General features: G+C 51.8%; 23 protein-coding genes. 8 read left to right on the top strand and 15 right to left on the bottom strand.

From position 1 onward, the window contains the following. Positions 1 to 20: 20 nt before the first annotated feature. Genes ACX1CU_RS20280 through ACX1CU_RS20260 form a run of 5 tightly spaced genes read right to left on the bottom strand, consistent with a single transcriptional unit; the run spans position 21 to position 8,467 of the window. Positions 21 to 2,255: a glycoside hydrolase family 2 protein gene (locus tag ACX1CU_RS20280; protein ID WP_459400020.1), complete on the bottom strand. Its 2,235-nt coding sequence runs from the start codon at positions 2,253 to 2,255 to the stop codon at positions 21 to 23. 56 nt (positions 2,256 to 2,311) lie between these two features. Continuing rightward, on the bottom strand, positions 2,312 to 3,694 hold the full coding sequence (locus ACX1CU_RS20275; RefSeq protein WP_459400019.1) for a DUF3131 domain-containing protein: 1,383 nt from the start codon (positions 3,692 to 3,694) through the stop codon (positions 2,312 to 2,314). Beyond that, positions 3,679 to 5,268, bottom strand: a complete 1,590-nt coding sequence (locus ACX1CU_RS20270) for a DUF3131 domain-containing protein (protein ID WP_459400018.1) — start codon at positions 5,266 to 5,268, stop codon at positions 3,679 to 3,681. Before ACX1CU_RS20270 ends, ACX1CU_RS20275 begins: the two co-directional genes overlap by 16 nt. Positions 5,269 to 5,277: 9 nt before the next feature. Then, complete coding sequence (locus ACX1CU_RS20265) at positions 5,278 to 6,630, bottom strand: DUF3131 domain-containing protein (RefSeq protein WP_459400017.1); 1,353 nt, start codon at positions 6,628 to 6,630, stop codon at positions 5,278 to 5,280. Next, positions 6,620 to 8,467: a glycosyltransferase family 2 protein gene (locus ACX1CU_RS20260; RefSeq protein WP_459400016.1), complete on the bottom strand. Its 1,848-nt coding sequence runs from the start codon at positions 8,465 to 8,467 to the stop codon at positions 6,620 to 6,622. Before ACX1CU_RS20260 ends, ACX1CU_RS20265 begins: the two co-directional genes overlap by 11 nt. A gap of 455 nt (positions 8,468 to 8,922) precedes the next feature. Here ACX1CU_RS20260 and opgC point away from each other — a divergent pair, with 455 nt between their 5' ends. Then, positions 8,923 to 10,128 carry an OpgC domain-containing protein gene (gene opgC, locus ACX1CU_RS20255; protein ID WP_459400015.1) on the top strand — a complete coding sequence of 402 codons (1,206 nt, stop codon included), beginning with the start codon at positions 8,923 to 8,925 and terminating at the stop codon, positions 10,126 to 10,128. Positions 10,129 to 10,223: 95 nt separating this feature from the next. Here the strand turns inward: opgC and ACX1CU_RS20250 are convergent, their stop codons facing one another. Next, the gene (locus tag ACX1CU_RS20250) at positions 10,224 to 10,823 is read right to left on the bottom strand and encodes a transglycosylase SLT domain-containing protein (RefSeq protein WP_459400014.1); all 600 of its coding nucleotides are present in this window, start codon (positions 10,821 to 10,823) and stop codon (positions 10,224 to 10,226) included. A 194-nt stretch (positions 10,824 to 11,017) separates the two neighbouring features. Between ACX1CU_RS20250 and ACX1CU_RS20245 the strand changes: the two genes are divergently transcribed. Next, positions 11,018 to 11,389, top strand: a complete 372-nt coding sequence (locus tag ACX1CU_RS20245; protein ID WP_459400013.1) for a type II toxin-antitoxin system RelE/ParE family toxin — start codon at positions 11,018 to 11,020, stop codon at positions 11,387 to 11,389. 11 nt (positions 11,390 to 11,400) lie between these two features. Beyond that, the gene (locus ACX1CU_RS20240) at positions 11,401 to 11,706 is read left to right on the top strand and encodes a HigA family addiction module antitoxin (protein ID WP_459400012.1); all 306 of its coding nucleotides are present in this window, start codon (positions 11,401 to 11,403) and stop codon (positions 11,704 to 11,706) included. Between the two features lie 72 nt (positions 11,707 to 11,778). Here the strand turns inward: ACX1CU_RS20240 and dkgA are convergent, their stop codons facing one another. From dkgA to yqhD, 3 genes are all read right to left on the bottom strand, one after another. After that, positions 11,779 to 12,594 (bottom strand): 2,5-didehydrogluconate reductase DkgA, encoded by an 816-nt coding sequence (gene dkgA, locus ACX1CU_RS20235; protein ID WP_459400011.1) that lies wholly within the window; start codon positions 12,592 to 12,594, stop codon positions 11,779 to 11,781. A gap of 78 nt (positions 12,595 to 12,672) precedes the next feature. After that, positions 12,673 to 13,707: an NADPH-dependent aldehyde reductase Ahr gene (ahr, locus tag ACX1CU_RS20230; protein WP_459400010.1), complete on the bottom strand. Its 1,035-nt coding sequence runs from the start codon at positions 13,705 to 13,707 to the stop codon at positions 12,673 to 12,675. A gap of 140 nt (positions 13,708 to 13,847) precedes the next feature. After that, entirely contained in the window at positions 13,848 to 15,011 is a 1,164-nt protein-coding gene (gene yqhD / locus ACX1CU_RS20225; RefSeq protein WP_459400009.1) for an alcohol dehydrogenase, read from the bottom strand. Positions 15,012 to 15,204: 193 nt separating this feature from the next. Between yqhD and ACX1CU_RS20220 the strand changes: the two genes are divergently transcribed. Further along, a complete protein-coding gene (locus ACX1CU_RS20220) occupies positions 15,205 to 16,122 on the top strand; it encodes an AraC family transcriptional regulator (protein WP_459400008.1) in 918 nt (305 codons plus the stop codon). Here the strand turns inward: ACX1CU_RS20220 and ACX1CU_RS20215 are convergent. Further along, on the bottom strand, positions 16,119 to 16,787 hold the full coding sequence (locus tag ACX1CU_RS20215; RefSeq protein ID WP_459400007.1) for a DedA family protein: 669 nt from the start codon (positions 16,785 to 16,787) through the stop codon (positions 16,119 to 16,121). The two genes, ACX1CU_RS20220 and ACX1CU_RS20215, sit on opposite strands and share 4 nt — an antisense overlap. A gap of 175 nt (positions 16,788 to 16,962) precedes the next feature. Continuing rightward, a complete protein-coding gene (metC, locus tag ACX1CU_RS20210) occupies positions 16,963 to 18,153 on the bottom strand; it encodes a cystathionine beta-lyase (protein ID WP_459400006.1) in 1,191 nt (396 codons plus the stop codon). 281 nt (positions 18,154 to 18,434) lie between these two features. On the opposite strand from metC, the gene ACX1CU_RS20205 reads away from it, so the two are divergent. The 4 genes from ACX1CU_RS20205 to exbD all read left to right on the top strand — a co-directional run bounded on the left by ACX1CU_RS20205 (position 18,435) and on the right by exbD (position 20,657). Continuing rightward, positions 18,435 to 18,875, top strand: a complete 441-nt coding sequence (locus ACX1CU_RS20205; RefSeq protein WP_459400005.1) for an antitoxin PaaA2 family protein — start codon at positions 18,435 to 18,437, stop codon at positions 18,873 to 18,875. Beyond that, positions 18,875 to 19,156, top strand: a complete 282-nt coding sequence (locus tag ACX1CU_RS20200) for a type II toxin-antitoxin system RelE/ParE family toxin (RefSeq protein WP_459400004.1) — start codon at positions 18,875 to 18,877, stop codon at positions 19,154 to 19,156. Before ACX1CU_RS20205 ends, ACX1CU_RS20200 begins: the two co-directional genes overlap by 1 nt. Positions 19,157 to 19,283: 127 nt before the next feature. Continuing rightward, positions 19,284 to 20,231, top strand: a complete 948-nt coding sequence (gene exbB / locus ACX1CU_RS20195) for a tol-pal system-associated acyl-CoA thioesterase (protein ID WP_459400003.1) — start codon at positions 19,284 to 19,286, stop codon at positions 20,229 to 20,231. 3 nt (positions 20,232 to 20,234) lie between these two features. Beyond that, positions 20,235 to 20,657 carry a TonB system transport protein ExbD gene (gene exbD / locus ACX1CU_RS20190; protein WP_459400002.1) on the top strand — a complete coding sequence of 141 codons (423 nt, stop codon included), beginning with the start codon at positions 20,235 to 20,237 and terminating at the stop codon, positions 20,655 to 20,657. A gap of 579 nt (positions 20,658 to 21,236) precedes the next feature. Here exbD and ACX1CU_RS20185 read toward each other — a convergent pair. The 4 genes from ACX1CU_RS20185 to ACX1CU_RS20170 form a co-directional block, all read right to left on the bottom strand. Continuing rightward, positions 21,237 to 22,280, bottom strand: a complete 1,044-nt coding sequence (locus ACX1CU_RS20185) for a substrate-binding domain-containing protein (RefSeq protein ID WP_459400001.1) — start codon at positions 22,278 to 22,280, stop codon at positions 21,237 to 21,239. 21 nt (positions 22,281 to 22,301) lie between these two features. Further along, positions 22,302 to 23,711 (bottom strand): sucrose-6-phosphate hydrolase, encoded by a 1,410-nt coding sequence (locus tag ACX1CU_RS20180; RefSeq protein ID WP_459400000.1) that lies wholly within the window; start codon positions 23,709 to 23,711, stop codon positions 22,302 to 22,304. Continuing rightward, positions 23,708 to 25,081, bottom strand: a complete 1,374-nt coding sequence (locus ACX1CU_RS20175; RefSeq protein ID WP_459399999.1) for a sucrose-specific PTS transporter subunit IIBC — start codon at positions 25,079 to 25,081, stop codon at positions 23,708 to 23,710. Before ACX1CU_RS20175 ends, ACX1CU_RS20180 begins: the two co-directional genes overlap by 4 nt. Positions 25,082 to 25,145: 64 nt before the next feature. Then, a complete protein-coding gene (locus ACX1CU_RS20170; protein WP_459399998.1) occupies positions 25,146 to 26,579 on the bottom strand; it encodes a carbohydrate porin in 1,434 nt (477 codons plus the stop codon). Positions 26,580 to 26,766: the final 187 nt, after the last annotated feature.

Raw genomic sequence — 26,766 nt, 5'->3', positions numbered from 1 at the left:
GGGCTCAGTATTTAACGGTTTTATCGCTTCACTAAGGGCTGTGGAGCGTGAATATTACTGAAGGAGAGTTGGTTTTTCCCCAAAATGTTTCCAGCCTTATCCCGCAATTCTGCTTCGATCACCATGGTTTGCTGATTACGTGGACGAACCTTTAACTCCACTATTTTTTGGCCGCTGTCGGCAACCAAATCAAGCTTTACCGTCCCTTTACTTAGGGTTTTACCTGATTGCTGAATGTGCCAATACAGCACCGTATCTGGATAGGATTGCCACCGATCGTTAATTGCCCACAGGCCTATATTTCCCCATTGCCCCACTACCCAGTTTTTCGACGGAGGTTCAATGGAAGGCAATATGGGCTGATAGGCCCGTTGCAAGGCATAGTAACCGGGCTTAGGCTGCCGCAGATAATCGACTACAGCCCAATTGATCGAGGGCCATGTTTCAGAAAACATAAACTGAAACAGCATGTTAACTGGGTAATAGCGTTGTCGACGATAACTCTCTGCTGCAAGTTGAATCAGGTCTGCCTGATACTTTTGGGTATTGGCAACAAGCTCTTCAATATCTTTCCCCATTGGCACCTGTGCCAATGCAAAGGTATTGCTGGGCTGGAAATTATGGTAATGCCACTCCTTCCACGCAGGGGCTTTGGGATCGGGAGTTCCCGGCCACAGTTTATCCGCTGGAATAATGGTGCGCAGAGTTGCCAAGTTAGGTAATGCCTGAGCCCCAAACTCGGTAATAAATTTACTGGTGGTGGGCTTCAGATAATCCTGCATTTTACCCGAGTACCACCCCAACCACGGGTGCTCATTGACGGAAGACCAAGGGTGAGTGATCCGCCCGTGATCTTGACTTAATACCTGCGCAACCTGCTCGGTTAAGGCTTTATTCAGCGTCGGCGTCCAACCTTTAAATGATTTCATCCAGGGGGAGTCGAAAGGCGGTTCATTCTGCCCTGCCCAAACAATAATGGAAGGGTGGTTCCCCAGTTGCATCAACATATCCTGTGCCTGGCGTTTCGCTTCATCAACAAAGGCCGCGCTATCGTCATAAGCCCACTGCAACGGGAAGTCCTGCCACAACAGCATGCCCATACGATCCGCCTCTTCATACAGCGCCCGCCCGGCAATGTGTGCGTGTACACGCACGGCATTGATATTGGCATCACGCATTAATTGCAGGTCGCGGCGATATTTTTTGCCATCCATGGTGCCCAGCCATACCGAACCAATGTAGTTAGTGCCACGAATAAAGATCCGTTTATCGTTGATCATCAGGCTGTCATTGTGATCATCCTGGCTGATCTTGCGTAATCCGGTCTTGAGCGTTTGCTGGTCGAGCAGTCCTGCGGCATCACTGAGTGATACTCGGAGCTGATAACGATGAGGTTCACCATAGCCCGCTGGCCACCAGAGGGCTGGATTTGGCACTGGCTGGCTGAATGACAACTGCTGCACCTGATTCGGGGAATGCTTAAGTTCAACAGGATAGGTAAAGTGATAAGCACGCCCAGCGAAGTTATCCGGGATCAGTTCGATGGCCAGCATGGCGCGGGATGATGAGATTGCACGGTAGTCGATATCGACCCTGAGCTGCGGCTGGTTTAGCCCTGCCTGCCAGTCAACCGAGGTCAATAGGTTGTCGATGGTGGCAATACGGCTAAGATGTACTGAAACGGGCTGCCAGATGCCGCCAGAGTTCGCATCCTGTCCATGCTCAGACCAGGCGCCCCCTGGACGGGTATCATGATGGTTAAGCACACCTTTGATCAGTTGCTTTTGCATCGGCCAGTGTGTACCAAACTTCTCATTCGGGCTGTCGACTTTGAGCAGTAATTGGTTGTTAGGCTGATGGGCAGACGTGATGTCAAAGGCAAAACGCTGGAAATATCCCCTGTGCTGCCCGACAGGTTTTTGATTGAGCGTAGCGGCTGCTGAATAATCAACGCCATTGAATACCAGCGTTGCCATTTGATCGGAGGTCAAAACGGGCAAAGAGAAGTCGGTCTGATACCAGACGACGCCCTGATGATCCACACCCTGCGTGAACCAGTTGGCAGGCACCTGCATCGGTTGACATATCTTGTTATTGAACAAAGGCGGGGATTGGAGGGCCGAAGGCGTTAACTTGATGCACCAGGTACCATCCAGCGTGATATCTGCCACAGGAGGAGCGCTGGAAGGGGCATGCTCGGCACATCCAGCAGTCAATAATATCAGTAGCAACAAGCTAAGACGGTTCATTTCCATATCTTAACAATCCCCTGAGTGATGATAACGGCATACGACCCACATCAGTGGCATCGTCACATCGTGGCTTTCTCGGCAATGAATGGCAGGCAGGTTTTTGGGCGATTAAACACATCCTGACGAATGCGCTCGAAGGTGCCTGCAGGATTTTCACGGTTCAGAACGCCGTGAGCACTCTTGTACCACAAGGATTCAAGCACCAGAGTATTGGTGGAAAGCGTCAGGGCCTTGTTCAGTTTGCCAGATCTCTCTGAACGCCCTTCAAACCAGCCGCGATTAGGGTCGTTATGCCATTGCCCGAGATTCATCAACTGCGTGGTATAGGGGGTATCCCATAGCACCCACATACCAAACAGGGCTTTGGTGGAAAGTTGGGCAAGTTCGGGTCGATAGTTACCGCTGCCATCCAGCGTATTCCAGGGATAGCCACTGGCAAAAATGCTATCGACAATCATCCAGGGATCGGTACTGAGTGAAGACTCTGCTCGTGCGGTCAGTATTCCTTCCTTCTGAGCTCGCAGCTGTTGCACACTGTAAATGTTTTGAGCCTGGCGGCGCAGGGCTTTGCTCTGTTCTGTATTGCCTGGAATCTGCCACTGAAACTCCATTCCTGCCAGCAGATAGGGCGTTGATACCAGTGCATTACTGACCCCGGTGGTGCGCGGGTCACGCTCATCCAGTTTCAACGGTATGCCGTAAATCTTGATGTTTTTGTAAGGAAGAGCAATGTTATTGGCAGCGGAAAACCCCCACAGTTGGAAGCCCAGCGCACTGTATTCACTGTAACCCAGGCGCAATTCATCCTGCACACGCAACTTACCATTCTGGCGTGTACCGCTCAGCAGCGTTCCTTGGGAGTCAAACAGCGGGCAAAAATTCCAGTTCAGGACGGTTTTATCCACATAATAGGCATAATCAGGTGACAGATTGCGTACTAGACGTAAAGCGATCAGCAGGCGACCAATGTCTTGCGCAGACCAGCCCGTTGCTGCTGGTTTAACGGCCGAATTCACCATTGCCGCATCTGTTGTGCGGTAATGGCGATTCAGCACGCCGTCAGTTAATGGCAGCGCCTGCAGCGTAGCAAGCAAGGTGGTCAGCCGCCGATCGTATTCAGCCTTATCAATCAGCCCTATCTGCCTTGCAGCAAGAATGGCAATCACACTGTCACCGATCTGACTAATGGAGGCCAACGGGTAAAGATCGCTGCCATTAACCAAGCCAGTCACTGGCTGAGTGTTGTTTTCGATATAACGCCAGGCGACAGTTGCCCACTGGTGTTCTTCTGGCGTGAGCTGTCCAAGACGGCCCTGAGACTGCCAGCCACCCTGATAAACGTACTGCCACCCTTGCTGGACGCGCCCATGAAACAGCACTATTACCAATGCAAGACTCAACAACGTCAAAAAGAGTATTTTACCCTTTATTGTTTTGTACATGATGAGAGCGCCGGTGGAAGTTTAACTGGCATATCCTCGTTGCACTGAGCGCACTGGCATGCAGTGCAAGCGGCAGAAGCTTCACGCAACGCAACGCCTGTTCGTTGACACCAACTGCGAGTTCCTTTATCCGCCGAAATAAAGGGCCGATTGAGGCGCTTATTATTCTCTTCAAAAACGTTCAACAGCCTTTGGTTCCAGATAGAAGGGACAAAACTGCTGGCCTGCGAGTCTTGTGCTCTTAATTTCAGCAGATTGCCTTCTTTCTTGAATAGCAGGGCCTCTAGCATGATGCCATTATTGTTGGCCGTGAACTCATGAATTGGCCCTGAGCCGTTCTCATACAGCCCTTCATAATAACCTTTGCCTTTCTCTGTCGCATTTTCAATGGTATCGAAAAGGTGGTCAGTATAAGGGGAGTTCCACAGTGTCCACATGCCGAGCGCCGCTTTCATAGATACCGCAGCGGTGTTTGGCACAAATTCGCCTTTATCGGTGATCGTATTCCAGTCGTAACCATCAGAAAATACGGTGTCATACACAAAATACGGTGCACGATCGAGTTGATGTTCCGAACGGGCGGTTATCATCCCGGTGATTAAGTAACGGTTCTCTTGTGCCTGATACACCCGGTTAGCAAAATCCTGAATCCACTCTGGGGTGATTGCGACTTTTTCTTGCGCATTGCTTTTGTCGCCTCCCCAACCGAATTCCATGCCTTGCAGAATGAAAGGTTCCGTCAGCACATAGTTATGCTGGTGATGTTCACGGGGATCTCGGGAGTCATAGGGCACCATGACGCAATAAATGTCGGCAAGCTGATAAGGTTCTGGACGTGAAGCTTGGCAAGTATTGAAGCCCCACAGCTGAAAACCACGCGCCGCATACTCTTCATAGCCTAAACGCCCTTCCTGCACATACATAGGCTGCTTGTTGCCATCAAGAACAGCACCGTACAACGTCCCGCATCCATCAATCACATGGGTAAAATCCCATCTGAGCACAATGTTATCAACGCTGTTGGCATACTCGGGGTAGCGTTCTTTAATCACCCTAAGCCACACCAGCATGCGGCCACCGTCAAGTGCAGAGAATCCGATCTCACCAGGTTTGTTCACATAGTTAACTTTCTGTCCGCTGACGGTGTTGTAGGCTTTATTGGGCATCTGATTTTGAAATAACGATATCGTATTTAGCGTGCCCAGCAGTTTAAGCATTCTGTGGTCAAACTCTTCCTTGTTGATAATGGCCAGTTCCCGTGCCGAGACCAGTGCCGCAATGTAGGAAGCGGTATCCCACATGGTTGTAGATGGGTAATTGTTAACGGCATTCACCAGCCCGGTAGTGGGCTGATAGTTGGTGACAAAGTATTCCCATGCTCGATTGGCCACGGCTTTCTCACGATCTGTCAGTTCACCATGGCGCACGGGATAGCTCTGCGCAGGGAGTTTTTCAGCTTGTGCTATCACTGGGCTGGCGCTCCCCAGTGCTAGCGTGGTGATAGCCAAAATACTCACCATAAGATGACTAAATATCCTGAAATACGGTGGCAAAGAAAAAGGGGGCAAACGCATGAGTGCTCCTTATTGAGATCCTGAAGGTTGCGCCGCAGAGGCGAGTTCTGTGTTCTGGCAAGCCAGACAGACCATTTTTCCTTGAACGGTATACACCAGACTTTCTAGTATGGCCGCATTCGTTGTTGCTGTAATAAGTGCACTTGGTTTCTGACTGTATGCCTCCACACCATCAAGCCACCCTTTTCCTGGAACAAATAGGGTTGAGGCTTGCTGCCTTACTTGTTCGGTCCAAGGCGTGCTGAATAATGCATACCAGCCAAAAGCCGCTTGCGTTGAGAGCGACAGCGGGACTCGGTTCTGTAGCTGAATGTCATCTTTATTGGGCGCTGAAACATGCGCTTTAGATTTTTCTACATGCAAGAGAGGAAGATTGTTCGAAAATCCCATGTTGACATAGTTATGTCTGTAGGCATTCTGGTTAAACACTTCCTGCGCTTGAATAATGTTCCACGAGATTTCTGCAGACTCGGTATTAAAACCATTTTCCAAGCCGGTCAGGATATAGGGCAGGCTATTGATCACCGGATAAGACTTCTTTTGCAGCACTACGCTGCCATCCTTAGGGATATTTACCCCACCGACATTAATAAAATCGTGTGGTTGCTTGCTATTACTCAGCACTATGCCAGCCCAGGTGTTAATCAACGATAGACCATTCACGGAATACAATGCATAGCCGTATCCGCTACGATAATCGTTGGGCAGAAAATAGGCTTGATTGTGGCGGCTTTTAAGTGAACTGTTATCCTTTTCCATATCGAATAAAGCCACCAGATTCCAGTGGTTAACCGTTTGTTTGATCAAGGCGTTGTACTGCGGATATCGCCAGATAATCACTTTGAATGCCATCAGTAGCCGGCTGAGATCTATCAGGGAATAATCAACTCCGTAGGCTGTAGATATCGGTTTTAGCTCTGTGGCGCTGTAGTAAAGATAGGGCATCTTTCCCTGATATAATTGCAAGGAACTCAACGCATTTAACGCTTTCTGAATACGTATATCGAACTCGTGATCGTCGATGATATCGAGTTGATGAGCAGATATTATCGCCATCAGGTAGCTCGCACTGTCCCACAGGCTGGTATAGGGGAGGCCTTCGGCAGCGTTTGCCAGGCCGCTTTCTTGGGTATTGTTGACAAAGTATTGCCAGGCAATTCTTGCCCAGATGGCTTCGTGATAACTGAGTTCTCGTGGCGCAGGGAGATTGGGGAAATTTTCGCTTAGCTGTAATCGCGGGATTTTCATGTCCGCGGAGCCGGTATTTTTTTCAACATAAAACACAATGCCGAAAGCCAGCATAAATCCCAAAATAACAGTGAGATAACTTCTCGCTTTGAGCAAATCCTGGCTAAGAGACATCGGGCACCTCATCGGGCGATGACATATGTTCTGGTGACGCTTCTGGTCGCCAAACTGATGCACGGATCATCGGAATCATCGCAGCAATATTCATGGAACACCAAAATATATTGATTAAAAAACCCGCAGGGTCTTCAACTCGCCCAAAGAAAAGTTGTAATGCGCCAGCAGCCAGAGCCAGTATGGTTAATAGAACAATTGCAAGCTGTGGTTTCACTAAGACGAGGAAATTGCCTTGCTGCCGCTCTTTCGGGGTAACGTGAAATTTGACTTTCTCACCGCGTAATACGGTATCTATTGCTCGTAAGTTCATGGAAAATAACCCCAGATAAGAGGCTTTCCCATCCCAGGCGGAGATTCCCCAGGTGCCGAACATAAAAGCCAGTTCAGACAGCAGGAAGAAAGGCACGAAATGCAGATAGAAAGGGGTTGAATAGACCGCGAGAGGGGGAATCCCCGTAAAAAGATAGATCATGGGGGCAATCAGAAAAATGGCATTCCACAAACATGCCAGATAAGAGATAAAGGTAGAACCGTACATAATTTTCTGCGGTACGCTGAGGTTAAGATTCTCGCGCTTAAAGATATGATCATGGAGAAGAATATCTATCGAACCCGCAGCATATTTAAAACGCTGAGTCATCCAGGATAGCATATCCTGTGGCGATAACATCTTTGATTCCACTTCGGGATGCATCACCGAGCGCCAGCGGCGTTCATGATCGCCGTGTAGCATCAACGAGGTATAAATATCTTCAGAGACATGGAATTTATAAGGCATTAATTCCGTTTCGTTGGCCACCGGCATCAACATGGCGCTACGCAGTGAAGATTTAAACTCCTCATGATCAATCTCGTTTGTGTATTTACTGATTTCTGTTTCAATATCCTTGTGATACCTGCGCAATGCGGTTTGCATGACAGCTTCACGTCTGTGTATTGACGCAGCACCACAGCAGAATGCGGCGTTAGCCCAATTACGCCGCCTTAAAATGATGTCGTAAAACATCTTTGGGTCATTGGCGAAAGGATCCTGCCCCACAACGATTGGCCCTACGCAGAATTCAGCCACCTTTCCCAAGTAATAACCCACTTTACCGAACCGCTGCTGTAACTTTTGCGGTAAGGGTTTACCTTCAGGAATATCATAAAACCATTGAGGAGTTTGGACCCAGGCAACATCAGGATCGCGAAAGTAGCCTAAGGTATTGCTGAGTATTGAAGGAAAAACGCGGGTATCTGCATCACAGATAATAAAGAAATCACCGTCACTGTGCTCCATACCATTACGCAGATTACCTGCTTTAAATCCGGTATTTTTGTGACGCGTAATGTAATTAACACCTTCTTCTTCGGCCACTATGCGCATTTCTGAACGCTGACCATCGTCGAGCACATAAATTTTGTAGTCGATGGTACTCGGGTAATTCACTTTCTTGGCATCGATAATAGAGAGCCGAACCAACTCAACATCTTCAGAGTACGTTGCAATCAGCAGATCTACGCGAATCGGCCTATCATCATGAACCTGAGCGATCGGCTCCATGCATTGATTAATAGTTTCCGGAGGTGCGAGGCGTTTATAGTCCTGAATTTTCCACAGGCTGATGGTAAAAAACAGAGTTCCGATATAGGCAAAGGTTTCTGCGAGAGCCAATGGAACAGAATACCAAAGGGCATCATAGTTTAACGACTCCATCCAGCGCCAGCGGATGTAGTTTGCACCGCATACCAGCGCTGTAACGGAAAGGATTTGCCAGATACACTCTATACCTTTGCGATGGCGCAAAGGAGTGGGGGGCGTCCGTTTCTCAAAAGATGAAAAGTAAAATCCCATACTAAGCAATATCCTGTCCCAAGTGCTGCCTATATTTATCACACGCTAATTACAGGGTGGAAATTGGCAATCAACAATAAAATATAGTTGAGCTTCCATAAGTTGGCAAATCAGAGAGTAAAATATAAAATCATTGTGTATCAATAGCATAATGAATTGCGTTTAAAAAAAGAGCAATAAAATAAATTACGGTATAATTAATGTAGGAAACCAAAGAATAGGCATTGACGTTTAAAAGGAGGGATGTAATTCTTTCTAAAATGTGCAATTAAACGGCATTTTTTCCGTTCTGAAATGCTAGTTGAGCAGGGTAGTAGCGTCTGAAACTGGAAGTGATAAAAGAGTATGTCAGGCAAATTTATCGGTTTGTTGGCTGTGATGTGAAAAGAGTGCATCGTGCAATTATCTGCCCTCCAGTTTTTTGCCGGGTAACATTGAACACTTTCAGGAGATGTATGTCATTGTCAGCAGGAGCGTCTATCAAAGGTATATCACTCACCTATCACAGCAGTGAGACAGCTAAACGTGATTTGCGGATTGATTTCCTCCGTGGCATTGCCCTGATCATGATGGTCGCCGCACACCTGGAAATTACTTCGATAGTGAATATTTTCACCTGGGAACGCTTCGGTTTGACTACTGGAGCAGAGGGTTTTGTCATCTTGTCTGGCTTTGTGCTGGGCTTTCTAAAAAAGAAACAGCTGGAAAAAGATCATTTTATCACCGTGTCCTACTCAATATTTCGCAGAGCGGTAATGCTCTATGTTATTAATATTGCGATTATTGTCTCCATGCTGTTGCTTAACAAGATGGGTATCAACACCTATGAAACTACTCACTTCGTTGAAAGATTCTCTGGTGCGGAATACTCAATGTATCCCCTTGGTAACCCTTCATTAGCATCATGGCTGAATAATATTTTCTATTTGCAAATTGGTCCTCATCAAACGCAGATTCTGGGGCTCTACTTTTATTTGTTAATGCTTACTCCTATTGTATTGTATTTTCTTCACCAAAGAAGGACCGTATTGCTCATTAGCCTATCTTTAGCGATATATATTATTTATCAAGAGAATACGATTACTCTCACTTCTGCAGAGTTCGAGTTTGCATTTCCTCTCCTTGCATGGCAATTTATCTATGTTCTTGGTCTATGCTGTGGTTGGCATAAAGATGCACTGATTTCTTTGGCCAAAAGTCAGTTTGGTGTCTTCATTATTGGTATGATGATCTTTATTTTCTGGGTTATGTTTTTCATTGCACAGAATCATACTAACCCATTCCTACCAAAGTCATTGTTTATCCAGGTTATTTCTACAGAGAGTTTTAACTGGTTGTATGAAAATTTGGCATCAAAGAACGCTCTTGGCCCTTTGCGGGTGCTGAATGATTTTGCCCTTATCATTACTATGTATGTTTTTCTTAGTTATTTCTGGCGGCCGGTAAACTATCTTTTTGGTTGGTTTCTTATTCCGTTAGGTCAGAATTCTCTCTATACTTTTATCCTGCACGTGTATGTCATATTATTTGTCAGCCTGTTTGTTCGATTCGATCTTTTTGAACATCACTGGTTGAAAAATACATTAATACATTGCAGCGTGTTGCTTTTCTTATGGTGGTCTGCGAAATACCAAGTGTTTAGGCGCTTTATCCCAAATTGAATATCGCGCTGTTTTACACTTCAAATAATTCCAGTTGCAGCGACCCCTGGCCCAGTATGGGGGGATACATGCAACTTGAAGTATGACGAGGATAGCTATAACTGATTATACGCCGCCTCGACCTTGGCCATATAGCGCGGAGCCTGCGGTGAAGGATGGTGCTGGCGCACATGCCAGTTAAAGGCTTCTGGCGACAGGTTGTTGATCATGCTGACCGCCTGTTTGCGATCGTTGGAGAAGGTACGCAGCAGGGCACCCGCGCCGTTGACGTAGGCCACTTCGGTGGCATAGCGCAAGGTAACCGGATTATCGATGCCACTAAGTTGGCGCTGTAGCGAGGCCAGATAAGCGGTGCCGAGATCGATATTGGTTTGCGGATCCCGCAGATCGTCGTCATCCGGGCAACCGCGCTTGCCTTTGAATCGGTAAGCATCACAGCCAGCGGTGCTGGCCTTGAGCTGCATCAGACCTATGGCGTTAGATTTGCTCACTGCACCGGGGTTAAAGCTTGATTCCACCTGAATCATCGCGGTGATGAGCTTTTTGTCGACGCCGTACTGCGCCGCCGCCTCTTCAATCGTGCTTTGATAGGAGCGAGGCTCGTAGTGATAGCTGCTGTTGCGGGGTTTCTCGCCAGCACAGCCAGCCAGAAGCAGCACCAAGCTTATTATAATCAGGCGAGACTTGAGTTTCATGATGCTCCATGCGGTTGTTTCAGTCGGGGCGTTGAGACAGCATGATAGCCTCAGTGTAGTGCAATAAAAACGATTAAACATGTTCTGCCAGTTTAGCCCGTGATGCCAAACAGGTAAAAATTGTAGGTATGGCAGCGATCAATACTCTTTTAATAGATTTATCTTCCCATTAAATGTTCCATTTATGACTCATCATGTTCCAAAATGGATGCATTAAGTGCCTTTTAGGATACAATGAAGCTTATCAACGGATACAGTCAGGTGTGCCAATGATAGGAAGTTTCAGGGATGGAGAATCCGGCATATTGTGCAGGTTTTACCAGCACAATGAACGGAGTGGGGTGATCCCCACAAGTATTGAAAGCCAGTTACGGCGAAAGCTCAGTATGTTGGCGGCAGCCAGCACTGAGCGGTCATTGTTCCAGCCGCGTAGCAACAATTATGAGCGACTTTCGGGCAACCTGGAGGGCTGGTCAAGTATACGGGTAAACATTCAGTGGCGGCTTATATTCCGCTGGCGAGACGGAGCTGCCTACGATGTCTATCTGGATCCACATAAATACTAACGGGGGATAATATGGACACGATTACAGCAGAGCCTACCACTGTAGGTGAAATGTTGAACGAAGAGTTCCTGAAGCCATTGAATATTACCCAGCAACAATTAGCTGACGCGATGAAATTATCACGTAAGGTTATTGGTCAAATCGTCAATAATACACGTCGTCTGAGTGTAGAAGAAGCGAGCAAGCTGGCAGCGCTGTTTGAACTTGATGATGATTTCTGGATCAACCTACAGGCTGCGCACGATCGTTGGGAAGCCCACAACCTGATCGCTCTACACCGCTACCCACCGATTAATACTCTCCTTGCTGCGGGTTGATGCAAACCTGCACTGAACTGAAAAAGGGCCGATTCCCTATCGGCCCTTGCAGAGATACACCTCAGACTGAAATTACAGCGACTCGGGATCTGGCCCCAGGCGGTTGCCGACGTCCAGCGTGGCGATCTCGCTCAGTTCGTCTTTATCCAGTTTGAAATCAAACACCTCAAAGTTTTCGCGGATACGTGCAGGAGTGACCGATTTCGGGATCACTACCAGGCCGCTGTCCAAGTGCCAACGCACCACGATCTGCGCTGGAGTCTTGCCGTGTTTCTCTGCCAGTCGCTTGATGATGGGCTGATCGAAGACGCCTTCACCACCTTGCGCCAGCGGGCTCCATGATTCTGTGACGATGTGGTGCGTGGCGTTCCAGGCGCGTAGTTGCCGCTGTTGCAGCATCGGGTGCAGTTCGATCTGGTTGATCACCGGCGCGGTGTTGGTTTCATCCAGCAGGCGTTGCAGGTGCGGCATGTGGAAGTTACATACCCCGATGCTTTTTGCCAGCCCTTGTTCACGCAACTTGATCAGCCCGCGCCAGGCGTCGACATACTGATCCTGCTCTGGTTTTGGCCAGTGGATCAGATACAGATCGACATAGTCCAGCTTCAGCTTTTTCAAGCTGGTTTCCAATGCTGCTTGCGGATCGCCCTGATCGTCGTTCCACAGTTTGGTGGTGATAAACAGTTCACTGCGCGGGATCGAGGTGGATTGCAGCGCGTCGCCAACCCCTTCCTCGTTTTTGTAGATCGCAGCGGTATCAATGGAACGATAGCCGACTTCCAGCGCCTTGGTGACCGCATGGGTGGCTTCTGCAATACTTGCCTGCCAAACGCCGAGACCCAACTGCGGCATCAGATTACCATCGTGGAGTTTGATGATGGGTTGCATGCGTTGTCTCCTTAAATAACAACTTCCAAGACAAGATTAATTTTAGTTGGCAACCCCAGGCATTGCTGAGATTACCGCCTAAGCGTGCATATCCAGTACGATACGATAACGTGCCTTACCTGTTTCCAGATGCACCATAGCATCGTTTACTTTGCTGAGTGGGAAATGTTCCACCTGCGGTTCAATGCCATGCCGGGCGCAGAACGCCAACATATCCGCCAACCGCGAAGGAGCACCGGTCGGGGAAGCAGAAAGCTCTGCCTGTTTGCTGATAAACGCGAACACCTGAACGGGTACCGGATCGGGCACTGCGCCGACGAAGTGCAGGCGGCCTTTTGGTGCCAGCGTGCCGAGGAACGCGTTCCAGTCCAGCGACGCGCTGGCGGTGACCAGAATAAAATCGAGCTGGTTGGCAATGGCTTTCAAGGCCGCGCTGTCATTACTGGCGATAACCCGGTGCGCACCCAGCGCCAGGGCTTCGTCACGTTTGCTGTTAGATGAGGTAAAGGCGGTGACTTCACAGCCCCAGGCGTGCATAAAGCGGATTGCCATATGCCCCAAACCGCCGATGCCCACCACGCCGACGCGCTGGGTCGGGCGGACATTGTACTGCAGCAGCGGGTTGAAAACGGTGATCCCGCCGCAGAATAGCGGCCCGGCGCTGGTGATATCGACCCCTTCCGGCAGCGGAATGGCCCAGGCCCAGTGGCTGCGAATGCGATCGGCAAAGCCGCCGTGGCGGCCAATAATGGTCGGTTGCACCTTATGGCATAAATGCTGATCGCCAGACATGCAAGGGTGGCAGTGCATACAGCTGCCGCGGTTCCAGCCGACGCCCACCGCCTGGCCGACTTTCAGCCCTTTGTTCTGCGCGTGTACCCCGAGCTTGACCACTTTTCCGACCACTTCATGCCCTGGAACGAACGGATAGCGGGTGATGCCCCATTCGTTATTCAGCATCGATAAGTCGGAGTGGCAGACGCCGCAGTAGTCGATTGCCACCTCGATATCATCATCGCCTAACTCTCCGGCGTCGAAACTGAAAGGTTCAAGGGGCTTTCCCTTGCCGGGCGCGGCCCAGGCATGGATGGTATTGTCGGATTGGTTCGCCATAATATTCTCCCATTGGTTAACGAGACGATGTCATGCGATATGATCGAAAGCGCAGGTGCAGCGCAAAACTGTGCCCGGTGATCGGCCGGGCACAGAGAAGAACCAGAAACTAAAGCCTAGCAGGAAACTGTGATGTGTGTTTAACGAGCAGCCTGATAAATCCGCTGGCTGACTTCCAGCGTGATGTCCTGGTGCTCACCCAGCGCGGTCATACCGTGCTGATGCAGCTTGTCGATCAGCGCCGGGATTGAACTGCCATCGAGCTGGTAATCAGACAGACGGGTCGGTACGCCCATTTTTTCAAAGAATTCGCGGGTAGCGGCGATAGCGGCATCAATACGGCTGTCTTCAGAGCCGTCGCGCAGGCCCCAGACGCGCTCGGCGTATTGCAGCAGCTTGGCGCGTTTCTGCGCTTTCTTCTCCACCAGCAGCGCTGGCAGCACAATGGCCAGAGTTTGCGCGTGATCCAGACCGTGCATGGCGGTCAGTTCGTGGCCGAGCATATGGGTTGCCCAATCCTGCGGTACACCGGCACCGATCAGGCCATTGAGAGCCATGGTGGCGCTCCACATCACGTTGGCGCGAACCGCGTAGTTTTCCGGCTCAGCCAGCGCGCGTGGGCCATCTTCCAGCAGCGTCAGCAGCAGGCCTTCGGCGAAGCGATCCTGAACTTTGGCATCAACCGGGTAAGTCAGGTACTGCTCAAGAGTATGCACAAACGCATCTACCACGCCGTTGGCGATCTGGCGTGGCGGCAGCGAATAGGTCACTACCGGATCCAGTACGGCAAACTGCGGTTGCACATGTGGTGAGAAGAAGTGCTGCTTATCGCCGCTGCTTTTGCGGGTGATCACCGCACCGCTGTTGGATTCAGAACCGGTGGCGGGCAGGGTCAGCACACAGCCCATCGGCACTGCGCTGGTCACATCGCTGCCTACGGTCTTCAGGATATGCCACGGATCTTGAGCGGCAGTGTAGTGGGCTGCTGCGGCGATAAACTTGGTGCCATCAACCACCGAACCGCCGCCAACCGCCAGCAGGAAGTCGATATTTTCCGTGCGGACGATCCCTACCGCTTTCATCAGCGTTTCATAGGTCGGGTTCGGCTCAATGCCGGAGAACTCTTGCACGTTGCGGCCCGCCAGTGCGGAATAAACCTGATCCAGCACGCCATTTTTCTTCACGCTGCCACCACCGTAGGTGATCAGGATGCGGGCTTCTGCCGGGATCTGTTTAGCCAATTCGGCGATCTGGCCTTTACCAAACAGGATTTTGGTTGGGGTATGGAGAATAAAGTTATGCATGATCGATTTCTCTCGGGTATCAGGGAGGCGCCAGCGGCGCAAAAATAACTGGAGTGTATTGTCAGTAACTTAGCCCTGTTGCACAATGCACATTCCTATCGATGTCTTGCCTATTTCTACTGAATACTGTAGAAAAAACCCTGTTTTTTACTACTATCTGTGCTGGATTATTCTGGGTACAAGAGGGGTTTCCATGACTGAACTTGATGAGCTGCGTAGCCGCATGGCGCGCCAGGCAATGCGTTTTGCCAGCGCGAAAGGTTATACCTCTTCGCCGGTACCCAAGGTGAATATCCTGTACGTCAACGAGTATTGCCCGCGTCAGCCGGTGATGTACGAGCCCGGTATTGTGATCATCTTTCAGGGGCACAAGGTGGGCTACTGTGGCAACAAGGTTTTCCAGTACGATCCGCGCAATTATCTGCTGATGACGGTGCCGCTGCCGTTTGAATGCGAAACCTTCGCCAGCCCGGAACAGCCGCTGGTGGGGCTGGCGGTGAATATTGATATCCAAATGTTGCAGGATCTGCTGATCGACATTGGTGACGATGATTACCTGATGAAACCACGGGTTGAAAGCAGCGGCGTCAATCTTTCACCGCTGACGGACGAAATGCTGTGCGCCACCGAACGCCTGCTGGACGTGATGGAAAAACCGCTCGATGCCCGCGTCTTGGGGCCGCAGATTGTGCGCGAATTGCTGTATTACGTGCTGCGCGGCAGCTGTGGCGCGTCGTTGCAGGAATTGGTCAACCGCCATACTCACTTCAGCCAGATCGCCAAAGCGCTGCGGCGGATTGAAAGCCAGTATGCCGAAAACCTCAACGTCGAGCAGTTGGCGAACGAAGTGAATATGAGTATTTCGGCGTTCCACCATAACTTTAAAGCGGTGACCAATACGTCACCGTTGCAGTATGTGAAATCCTATCGCCTGCACAAAGCGCGATTGCTGATGGTGCATGATGGGCTGAAAGCCAGCACGGCGGCGATCCGCGTGGGTTATGAAAGCGCTTCCCAGTTCAGCCGCGAGTTTAAGCGCCTGTTTGGCATTACGCCGAGCGATGAACTCGCCCGGCTGCGGGACAGCAACCTGATGATGATGCAGGGTTAAACGCTAGCGCGGCTGGCGCGCTTCTTGCGCCAAATCACCAACATCGCACCGAGCAGGCCGAAGACCAGCAGTGCGACGGGTAGAATCATCAACCCGGCCATCACCTGATCTTCATGGCGTTTTACCAGCGGAATTTGGCTGAAGGCGTAACCCAGGGTGATCACGGAACCGACCCAGAGCAGGCCACTCAACCAGTTAAAGATCTGAAAGCGTGTATTGCTCAGGCCGGAGATCCCGGCCATGGTTGGCAATAGCGTGCGGACGAACGCCAGAAAGCGCCCAATCAGCAGGGCCATCAGGCCGTGGCGGTTAAAAAGGACGTGGGCGCGCTGATGATATTGCAGCGGTAGCTGTAGCAGCCAGCCTTTTACCAGTGAGGTATGGCCTAACCATCGCCCTTGCAGATAACTCAGCCAGCAGCCCAAGCTGGCGGCAACGGTCAGGATAATCAGGGCGGGGAGAAACCCCATTACGCCTTTGGCTATCAGCGCTCCGGTCAATAACAGCAGGCTGTCACCCGGCAGGAAGGAGGCGGGCAGTAATCCGTTTTCTAAAAACAGGGTGGCAAAAAGTACCAGGTAAACCACCCAAACCACACTGGGTTCAGCCAAGGCAGCAAAGTCGTGCGTCCAAAGTGCGTGAACAATCTCTCTTAATACATCCATTTCTTGTCCTGTGGTGCCTGATCTGATTCTTTGCGGGCTACCATGCTTTAATCATGCTCAATTGTGTGCTGAGTGTACCGCTATTCGCTTAAGTGGACATTAAACAGAACGTAGAAATGTGCTACGAAGGGTAAAACGTGTAAAAAAAGGGCGGCAGAGTTGCCGCCCGCTAACGTTACGAGGCGATGCGTTTAAAACCGGCGGCCAGATCGTCGATCAGATCCTGCACGTTTTCCAGCCCGATATGCAGACGCACCAGCGTGCCAGCGAAATCAACGCCCCCTGCCGGGCGAATGGCCGCCAACTCTTCCGGCTGATTGGCCAGGATCAGCGACTCATAGCCGCCCCAGGAATAGGCCATGCTGAAGTGGCTGAAATTGTCGAGATAGTCGGCCAGTTGTTGATCGCTCAGCCGTTGTTTCAGCACAAAGGAGAACAGGCCGTTGCAGCCGTTGAAATCACGGCGATAGAATTCGTGGCCTTTGCAGCTTGGCAGGGCCGGGTGATTGACCACTGCCACTTCTGGCCGTTGCGCCAGCCACTGTGCCACCGCGATGCTGCTCTGTTCATGCTGTTTCAACCGCACGTTCAGCGTGCGCAGGCCGCGGCTGGCCATGTAGGCGGTATCGGCGTCGACCATCTGGCCCATCAGGTAAGAGTATTCACGCAACTGATCCCAGCAGCGGGCATTGGCCACCGCCGTGCCGAGCATATAGTCGGAATGACCAATGATGTATTTGGTACCGGCCTGAATCGAAATATCGATATCAAACTCCAACGCCTTGAACAGCACGCCAGCCGCCCAGGTATTGTCGATCATAATGACGATCTCCGGGTTCACGGCGCGAATGGCGCTGACGATGGCCGGAATATCCTGCACTTCCATGGTGATAGAGCCGGGGGATTCGAGGAACACCACCTTGGTGTTGCTCTGGATCAGGTCGGCGATCCCGCTACCGATCAGCGGATCAAAATAGGTGGTGGCCACATTCATACGGCCAAGGATATGGGTGCAGAAATCCTGCGTGGGCTCATAAGCAGAACCGGTTACCAGCAGATGATCGCCCGCGCCGACGAAAGACAGAATGGCATTCGCTACCGCAGCGGCCCCACATGGATACAGCACGCAGCCCGCGCCGCCTTCCAGTTCGGTCATCGCGTCCTGAAAGGCAAAATGGGTGAGCGTGCCGCGTCGCCCGTAAAACAGTTCACCTTGGGCACGTTTGGCGGTGGCATGCTTTTTGGCGGCAACCGATTCAAACACCAGTGAAGACGCGCGTTGGGTGACCGGGTTAACGGAGCCCTGCGTATAGCGTTTGCTGCGCCCGGCCACGATCAGCGCGGTTTCGATATTTTTTGACGTCATGCTTGGTTTCCCTTTGCCTTGCTCCCCTGCGATAGCGCTTACGTTAGCATGGCGTTTAATAGCCATCCAGACGTTTTAACTGCTATGTAAGGAAATGGGGGGATCTCTGCTGCGGTTACGCCTAATGCATCACACCGCCACCGAAGATATCAGCAAGCAAGATAGAGCTGCGTTAGGGTAAATATGACTCTTTTGGTTTTTATTCGGTGTTGTTCATTTTATAGTTAATTGCAATAATTACTTTTATTAAATGCACTGCAATATCTTGAGAGAGCAATGTTATGACAACGGAAACTATCGATCATTCTACTTTGCACCGCTTGGTTGAAGCGGGTGCTGTCAGCGCAGCGCATGTCATTGGTACTCCGGGCGGTTGGGTGCTGATGATCAAATATGGTTTGATTGAACGCCCGCTGGCAGCGCAACGCAGTCGGCAAGTTCGGCTATTTAAAAAACTGGAAACGCTGGTTGGCTACCTGAAAGGTATTGGTATTGCACAATTTGATGTTGATGCATCCAACTATTCTTCGGATAGCCTGACCCAGAACCCACGTCCAGATCGATCAATTGCGCTTAAACGGGCGCATGAAGCCGCCGCTTACGATACGTGGTTCAGAGAACAGGTGCAGGCATCCATGGATGATCCCCGCCCGGCAGTTTCACATGAAGAGGCGAAGAGTCACTTTGCCGCCCGGAAGGCCGCTTTGCTTAAGGATCGTTAATGCGTGTGGAATGGAAACCCATGTCCCTGGCCGACAGGGAAAGCATTATGAATTATATCGCGCGTGATAATCCACAGGCCGCGATCGCATTGGATGACGCATTTGAGACGGCGGCAGAAAGGGCGTGTGAGCGGCCTGATATGTACAAAGCTGGCCGGATGAAAGACACCAGAGAAGTGGTTGTACGGCCTAATTACATCCTGATATATCGGATTAATGATGAAACTCTACAGGTTTTACGCATTCTTCATGCGGCTCAACAATGGCCGCGTTCGGAGTGACAACATTTGCAGTGGCTGAGGCATTATTAGGTAAATAGTAATGATAACCACTATCAATTGAAGATTAATTTGATATCATCGCCAGCGGAATTCTTCCGTAAATGTTGAGATTGGGTGGAGGCACAGCGTGAAAACGGCTGTCAGAACAATGAATCAAGAAGCCCGTGGGCAATGGAGTGCGCTGGGGCGCAAGGTGATCGCTTCACTGGTATTGGTGGCTGGGCTGGCGGGCACAGTGCAGGCGGCTCCTACCAATGCACCGGCAATCACTGAAAGCGTGGCCGCCGCAACGGCTCCGGCGGAAAATAGCATGATGCCAGTGAACCCGGCACCAACGCTCCAACCGCCAGAAACCCGTGGCATGGATCTCTCCGTCTGGGGGATGTACCAGCATGCGGACGTGGTGGTCAAAACCGTGATGATCGGCCTGGTGCTGGCCTCTATCGTCACCTGGACCATTCTGTTTGCCAAAGGCGGCGAACTGATTCGCTCCAAACGCCGTCTGCGCCGTGAGCAACAGGCGCTGGCCGATGTCCTCTCTCTGGACGACGCTACCGAACTGGCCCAAAGCTTTTCCACAGAAAGTATCAGTGCGGTATTGCTGAATGATGCACAGAACGAGCTGGATCTGTCGGCGGCCTCCAACGATAACAACGGTATTAAAGAACGCGCCGGCTTTCGCCTTGAGCGCCGCGTGGCAGCTTATGGGCGTCAGCTGGGGCGTGGCAACGGTTTCCTGGCTACCATCGGTGCGATTTCACCGTTTGTTGGCCTGTTCGGCACCGTCTGGGGCATCATGAACAGCTTTATCGGCATCGCACAATCGCAAACCACCAATCTGGCGGTGGTGGCACCGGGGATCGCCGAAGCGCTGTTGGCAACCGCACTCGGTCTGGTGGCGGCGATTCCTGCGGTGGTGATTTACAACATTTTTGCCCGGGTGATCGGCGGTCATCGTGCCGAAGTCGGTGATATGGCTGCGCAGGTGCTGCTGCTGTTGGGGCGCGATCTGGATCTGGCGGCCACGATTGAGGCTAAACGCGCGCAGCACCAGCACCAACTGCGGGTGGGGTGATTTATGGCGATGCGCTTAAATGAAGATCTGGACGACAGCGGCGAACTGCATGAAATCAACGTAACGCCGTTTATTGATGTCATGCTGGTGCTGTTGATTATCTTTATGGTGGCGGCACCGTTGGCTACGGTGGACATTCGCGTCGATCTGCCCGCTTCTACCGCCAAGCCGCAGCCGCGCCCGGAAAAACCGGTGTTTCTGTCGGTGAAAGCTGATAAGCAACTGTATGTGGGCGATGATCCGGTAACCGCCGAGCAACTGACGTCGGTGCTGGATCAACGCACCCAGTCGAATAAAGAAACCACCATTTTCTTCCAGGCGGATAAGAGCGTCGATTACGAAACGCTGATGAGCGTGATGGATATGCTGCGTAAATCCGGCTACCTGAAAGTGGGGCTGGTGGGGATGGAAGGCGTGGCTAAATAGGGGTTAATGGTGCGAACCAGCCTCGCTGCTAAAACAATCCGAAGGGGCGAAATGCCCCTGAGGTTGATGACAAAGTGGTCTTTAAGCCTGAGATACCCGGGCCTAGCGCACCATAGGTATCTACACAAGTTGCCAATAGACAGCCCCATCACCTCCGACGGACAGAGTATCACGGCTTTCTGCGGCTTTGGTGCTTGAAATGTGCACTGAACGGTCCCCTCTCCCCGCGGGAGAGGGCTAGGGTGAGGGGCTATTTACAGCGAACTTTCATTGATTAAATATCAATTAATTCAATGGGTTTTGTTGTCCATGACAATGAGTTTCCAACGGAGTCGCTGGCAATAGATCGTGATAAAAAGGCCCCTCACCCCCTCACCCCCGCCCTCTCCCCGAGGGAGAGGGAGTCCCACCTTCCGTGCAAAGATGTGTAGATACCTATGCCTAGCGCACCGAGGGGCGCTCCGGCGGCTTACGCCGCTACGACCCCTTCGGCACACTCTCCCTCATAACAGGCTTTGTCAGCAGTTTGAGGGGCGAAACGCCCCTTTTGCTTTATCTGGCAACAAGCGAAATAGATGGTCATATCTGATTTAACAGCGCCTGTGAACCTGCGTGGCGCCAGTGGATCTGGCCTGGCAGGTATAGCCTGTTCTGCTCGAGTGGACGCTCTTCAATCAGTGCGGTAACCAGATCGAAACTGTGCTGTGCCAGGCCATGGCAGTCTTGCGCCACGGTGTCGATTTTCAGCGTCATACAGTCGAACAGGTAATGATCGTCAAAGCTGCACAGATGAATCTTGCTTTCCATCAGCGCGTGCTGATTCAGATAACGCAGGACCCCTTCCAGCAAACCGCAGGCAGCGGTGAAGAGCGCTTTGGGCGGGCGACCAAGCTGAGCACAGAGTTGGGCAATCATTTCGTAGCCTGAGCTGGGGTGGTAATTGCCGTTGATGATCCATTCCGGCTGGTAGGTGACACCTGCGCGTTCCAGCCCAAGCTGGAAACCCTCCAGGCGATCGCGGGTCGGTGAAATACGCGGCTGCCCACCAAGAAAATAGAACTCATCAGGATGCTGGCGCGCAACGGTTTCTACCAAGGTGGCGGTTGACGCCACGGAATCGGTAATCACCAAGGGCAGGTTTGATCCTGGGATCAAGCGATCCATCTGTACTACTGGCAGATGAGCGTTGATCTTCTGGTATTCCACATCATTGAGTTGGCTGGAGGCGACGATTAAGCCATCAACCTGGCGCTGCACCAGGCTGTTCACGGCCATCATCTCCTGACCGGGGTTTTCGTCGGTGCAGGCAATCAGTAACTGCAAACCTGCTTCACGGCACAGGGTTTCCAACTCACGTGAGATGACGGCAAAACCGTAGTTGGTCATTTCCGGCACGACTAAACCGAGCGTGTGGCTGCGAGCGGAACGCAATGAGCGGGCGTGGAAGCTGGGCTGGTAGTGATGTTCATTGGCCAAGGCCAGAATGCGATCGCGGGTTTCGTTGGCAACCCGGAATTCCTTGCTGCGGCCGTTGAGCACCAGGCTGGCGGTCGACTTCGACACTCCAGCCAGCCCGGCAATATCGCTGATGGTTATGCGTTTACTTTTTTTCACTGACGGCATCTGTGTTCATCGTAGGATGCGTCATTCTAGCATGCATGGTGTCAGCAGCCAGTGATCCAGCACCACGATAGCCTCACCGCTCAACTGCAAGCAAGGGTGTGGTGAAGGGAAATAGCGTGAGCTCATGACGGCACGGCCTTGATTAATGAAAATCTCCACGCTGGAGCGATCGAACAGAATTTGCAGCTGTTGCAGGTTGCCGCGCCAATAGCGGTGTTCCGCTTCACCGCTGCGCAGATTACGGCGCGTCAGCCGCAGGCGTTCAGTATCCCATTCCAGCGTCATGGCATCACCAAAATGCGCCGTAAAAGCCCCCTGGGGTTTGAGCAAAAGTTCGGCGTTGCCAATCAGCCATGCCGGTGCCTGGCTGGCCATGCCTTGCCAGGTTTGGTGTTCACTGCGCAGCTGTTGCAGTTCGTGCGCTGGCTGTTGATGCAGTTGGCCATCGTGCAGGGTCAGTTCACGCGGACAGGTCATGGTGTGCAGCCAACCGTACTGTACCGTGGGGTGAAAAGACTCATCCTGCTCTGGCACACCCATCCAGCCGAACAACAGGCGACGGCCATCTTCCGCTAGCGTGGTCTGCGGGGCGTAGAACTCAAAACCGGCATCCAACTCATGGAACTCTCCGTGCGCAAAGTATGCTTGCGAGTAATCGAGTTTACCGATCAGGTATCCAGCCTGATAGACATTTAGATAACGCTCTTCCTGCGCCACCAACCCTTGCGGGCAACAGATAAGCACCTCAAGGTTACCCAATGTAAACAGATCCGGGCATTCCCACATGTAGCCAAAATCCCCCATCCCCTTTAGCTGTGAGCCTGCAATTTCACCCAGCAATTGCCAACTGTGCAGGTTGGCCGATCGCAACAGCAACACTTTGCCCCGGTCTTGCCGATCGCGTGCACCCAGCACCATGTACCAGTGATCCTGATGCCGCCATACTTTCGGATCGCGCACGTGGCCGCTGTACCCGTCTGGCAGCGCTAACACCGGGCCTAGCTTGTCATACTCTCCCTCACTGTTCTCACGCGCCAGGCACTGATAGGCAGTACGTGAACCGTCCGGGTATTTCACATTACCGGTGTACACCAGCATGATGCGGCCATCTTCAACCACCGCAGAACCTGAGTAGCAGCCGTGGCTGTCATAACAGGCACCCGGCACCAGCGCTAGCGGCTGGTGCTGCCAGTGCAACAGATCGGTTGATTGCCAGTGGCCCCAGCATTTGCGGGTGTGATCGCACGCCAGCGGGTTCCACTGATAGAACAGGTGATAGAGGCCGTTATGCTGGATAAACCCGTTCGGGTCGTTGAGTAAACCGACGCAGGGGGCCAGATGCCACACCGGGCGGTGTGGATCGTGCGCGGCACGTTGCTGCCCGTTCATCACGGCCAGTAGCGCCTGTTTTACTAAGCTCAGTTCGGTCATGCTTCACTGTCCGTTGGGTATTTCAGCAGCAATGAGAGCATAAAAGCGCTGCCGAAAGCGATAACCATGCCGATGCTATAGCTCAGCAACGAACTGGCCTGCACAATCGCCAACCCTGGGAGCCCCGTCAGCCCAACGGCATTCATGCCGACGTGGTTCGCCACCACCCAGGCACCGCCGAGCGCGCCGCCCGCTAACGCTGCCAGAAAGGGTTTCACAAAGCGCAGGTTGATCCCGAACAGCGCTGCTTCGGTGATGCCCAGCATGGCGGAAAACGCCGAAGGGATGGCAATGGCTTTGATCTTCACGTCGCGGGTTTTGAAATACACCGCCAGGCAAGCGCCCCCTTGGGCGATGTTGGCCATTGACCAGATTGGCAGCAGGAAGTTGACACCGATATTGGGGTTGCCCAGCAGCCCGGCTTCGATGGCGTGGAAGCTGTGGTGAATACCGGTGATCACGATCACCGAATACAATCCGCCAAACAGCAGCCCGGCAAACCAACCTGCGTGGGCGATCAGCGTACTGAGCAGCAGGGATATACCATCACCCAGTACCCGTCCAGCAGGGCCGATAAACAGCATGGCAACAAAGCCGGAGATTATCACCGTCAGGAACGGCGTCAGGATCAGATCCAACGCATTGGGGATCACCTTGCGGAGCTGCTTTTCCACCAGGCTCATAAACCATACCGCCAGCAGCACCGGGAACACCGTACCCTGGTATCCGATCATGGCGATCTCCAGGCCAAAGAAATTCATGGTGTGGAAACCGCCAGCGACCCCCCAGGCATTGGTCAGCGCGGGGTGCGTGAGAATACCGCCCAGCGTGGCCCCCAGATAGGGATTGCCGCCGAACTCCCGTGCGGCAGTAAAGCCGATCAGTATCGGCAGGATGATAAATGCCGCCGAGCTGAACATATCCAGCATCACGAACACGGCGCTGCCAGCATCCGCCCAACCGTAGGTTTTTACCATTCCCAACAGGCCCATCAGCAGGCCGGAGGCGACGATGGCGGGAATGATGGGAACGAAAATGTTCGACAGCAGACGTGCCAGGCGCTGTAGCGGGTTGAGCTTTCTGGCGGCGATATCGGCAGCTTCAGACTTGCTGGATTCGTTGATCCCCGCCACCTTGATAAATTCGGCGTAGACTTTATTAACCAGCCCGGTACCAAAGATCACCTGGATCTGTCCGGCATTGATGAAACAGCCCTTTACCCCTGTGATTTTTTCGATAGCCTTTTTGTCGATCTTGCTGTCGTCGACCAGCACCAGACGCAGGCGCGTCGCGCAATGGGCGGCACTGGCGATATTGTCTTTACCGCCGAGCAACGGCAACAGCGCATTGACGATTGCAGTAATATCCATGCTGTCCCTCTTATCAAGCAGAATACCGCCGTGGCTTACCATGGCGGTAATGGATTAAATCCTATCAGAATAAGTATTTGAATCTGGCGCGCACGCCGTAGCGTTGATCGTTATCGCCATTGGCAATTTTGTTCTCGGCATTGGCTTCAAGCATGGAGAAATAGGCCCCCAGGTAGAGATTGAAGTTCTTCATATCCATAATATTAGGGATGAGATACGAGGTGTGGATGGTATGAATATCATATTTACCTGGTTCACTCAGTGGGTTATCGATGTTTGCCGCGATCCCGCTGGTATTGAACTCTTTGATATCGTTGTGCGCATAGATATAGCCCAGCTCAAAGCGCCGCCACAGTGCGTTAATGCCGGTAGTGAAGTTCTGCTCGCCGGACGCATCCAGATAGGCGGTATTCAGGTTGGCGACAACACCGTTATCAGGATGCGTCGCCATATTGTTCCAGCCGAGCGTGATGCCATAACCATTGCGCTTTGACTGATTAACCCATTGACCCTCGGCGTTCTGGTAACCGTAGGCATTGTTCACCACGTTGCTTTCCATCGCCACTGCGGCGCTGAATTCCTGCTGCTTCCAAGCGATCACCGGGCGCAGATAGGCTACGTTCTTCTTATTTTCCAGGGTATTGCCGTGGTATTGATCGCCTTGGAACAGCGAAGTGCCGTCTTCAACCAGCGTATTCAGTTCAAAGTACCAGTTACCGGCATACTTGCTGAGCATCAGGTTGCCACCGCTGTTGCTGCGGCCTCGTCCCTCTTTCATCATGTAGATATAGCCGAAGCCGTCGGCATACAGATCGTTGGCGGTATTGCCGGAATACTGGACGAAGGTGTCCTGATTGAGCGGGAACATGTCGTAGGCTTCAAAGCGGCCGATTTTTGCCTGCCAGTTTTTCTCGTTGCCGAAGAAGAAGGCGGCATCATCGAGATTCATTTTACCTCTCATGTCTGCCAGCGGCTGGACGCTGAAGCCGGAGAAATTACCGTCCTGATTGCGGCGGTAACCGTCCAGCCCAATCAGAATGCGGCCATTGATATCCCAACGCTCTCCGTCGCCGGGTTTCCAGTCTTTATTACTAGAGCTTTTCAGCGAAGTGAGTTGGCCGCTGCGGCTGGCGCCGTCGAGGTTGAACTCGACATCGCCGTACAGCTTCAGATCGCCAAAGTTATTCAGTTTTAGCTGGCTGGCAGGAGCGGTCGTTTTCTCCAGCGTAGCGGTACGCTGAGCGACCTGTACGGTTTGTTGTTCGGTTTTGACCGTACGTTGTTCCAGCAACTGTGCGCGTTGCTCGGCGGAAGCGGCTCGGGCTTCGGCCTGTTGCACCCGCTGTTCCGCCTGTTGCACCCGCTGTTCCGCCTGTTGCAGGCGCTGTTCCAGCGAATTAAGGCGTGCTTCGATGCTGGTGCCGGGGGTGGCAAGGGCTGCGCCCGGGTTTGAGAGTAATAATCCTGTAGTAACAGCCAGATAGCGAAATTTTTTCATGATTTTCTATCACCCGAGAGGTTAATTATTATTGTTTGCTAAATTGCTAAACCGGTTTTTCAAGAAAAAAGATAAGCGAGAAGCTAGGTCACTGGCAATCAAGTTTGCTAACCCGATTTAGCCATTGTGATCCTGCTCGCAAATCTTTGGGAAATAGGGGGGAACGGTGAGTGGGAAACTCACCGTT

The sequence above is a fragment of the Serratia sp. D1N4 genome (genome assembly GCF_054552755.1).
The sequence above is the reverse complement of the archived record's forward strand: the minus strand, read 5'-3'. Positions and strand labels throughout refer to the sequence as shown.

Coding starts and splice junctions, on each gene's coding strand:
- ACX1CU_RS20280 (WP_459400020.1), bottom strand. CDS start 2,255: ATGGAAATGAACCGTCTTAGCTTGTTGCTACTGATATTATTGACTGCT.
- ACX1CU_RS20275 (WP_459400019.1), bottom strand. CDS start 3,694: ATGTACAAAACAATAAAGGGTAAAATACTCTTTTTGACGTTGTTGAGT.
- ACX1CU_RS20270 (WP_459400018.1), bottom strand. CDS start 5,268: ATGCGTTTGCCCCCTTTTTCTTTGCCACCGTATTTCAGGATATTTAGT.
- ACX1CU_RS20265 (WP_459400017.1), bottom strand. CDS start 6,630: ATGTCTCTTAGCCAGGATTTGCTCAAAGCGAGAAGTTATCTCACTGTT.
- ACX1CU_RS20260 (WP_459400016.1), bottom strand. CDS start 8,467: ATGGGATTTTACTTTTCATCTTTTGAGAAACGGACGCCCCCCACTCCT.
- opgC (WP_459400015.1), top strand. CDS start 8,923: ATGTCATTGTCAGCAGGAGCGTCTATCAAAGGTATATCACTCACCTAT.
- ACX1CU_RS20250 (WP_459400014.1), bottom strand. CDS start 10,823: ATGAAACTCAAGTCTCGCCTGATTATAATAAGCTTGGTGCTGCTTCTG.
- ACX1CU_RS20245 (WP_459400013.1), top strand. CDS start 11,018: ATGTTCCAAAATGGATGCATTAAGTGCCTTTTAGGATACAATGAAGCT.
- ACX1CU_RS20240 (WP_459400012.1), top strand. CDS start 11,401: ATGGACACGATTACAGCAGAGCCTACCACTGTAGGTGAAATGTTGAAC.
- dkgA (WP_459400011.1), bottom strand. CDS start 12,594: ATGCAACCCATCATCAAACTCCACGATGGTAATCTGATGCCGCAGTTG.
- ahr (WP_459400010.1), bottom strand. CDS start 13,707: ATGGCGAACCAATCCGACAATACCATCCATGCCTGGGCCGCGCCCGGC.
- yqhD (WP_459400009.1), bottom strand. CDS start 15,011: ATGCATAACTTTATTCTCCATACCCCAACCAAAATCCTGTTTGGTAAA.
- ACX1CU_RS20220 (WP_459400008.1), top strand. CDS start 15,205: ATGACTGAACTTGATGAGCTGCGTAGCCGCATGGCGCGCCAGGCAATG.
- ACX1CU_RS20215 (WP_459400007.1), bottom strand. CDS start 16,787: ATGGATGTATTAAGAGAGATTGTTCACGCACTTTGGACGCACGACTTT.
- metC (WP_459400006.1), bottom strand. CDS start 18,153: ATGACGTCAAAAAATATCGAAACCGCGCTGATCGTGGCCGGGCGCAGC.
- ACX1CU_RS20205 (WP_459400005.1), top strand. CDS start 18,435: ATGACAACGGAAACTATCGATCATTCTACTTTGCACCGCTTGGTTGAA.
- ACX1CU_RS20200 (WP_459400004.1), top strand. CDS start 18,875: ATGCGTGTGGAATGGAAACCCATGTCCCTGGCCGACAGGGAAAGCATT.
- exbD (WP_459400002.1), top strand. CDS start 20,235: ATGGCGATGCGCTTAAATGAAGATCTGGACGACAGCGGCGAACTGCAT.
- ACX1CU_RS20185 (WP_459400001.1), bottom strand. CDS start 22,280: ATGCCGTCAGTGAAAAAAAGTAAACGCATAACCATCAGCGATATTGCC.
- ACX1CU_RS20180 (WP_459400000.1), bottom strand. CDS start 23,711: ATGACCGAACTGAGCTTAGTAAAACAGGCGCTACTGGCCGTGATGAAC.
- ACX1CU_RS20175 (WP_459399999.1), bottom strand. CDS start 25,081: ATGGATATTACTGCAATCGTCAATGCGCTGTTGCCGTTGCTCGGCGGT.
- ACX1CU_RS20170 (WP_459399998.1), bottom strand. CDS start 26,579: ATGAAAAAATTTCGCTATCTGGCTGTTACTACAGGATTATTACTCTCA.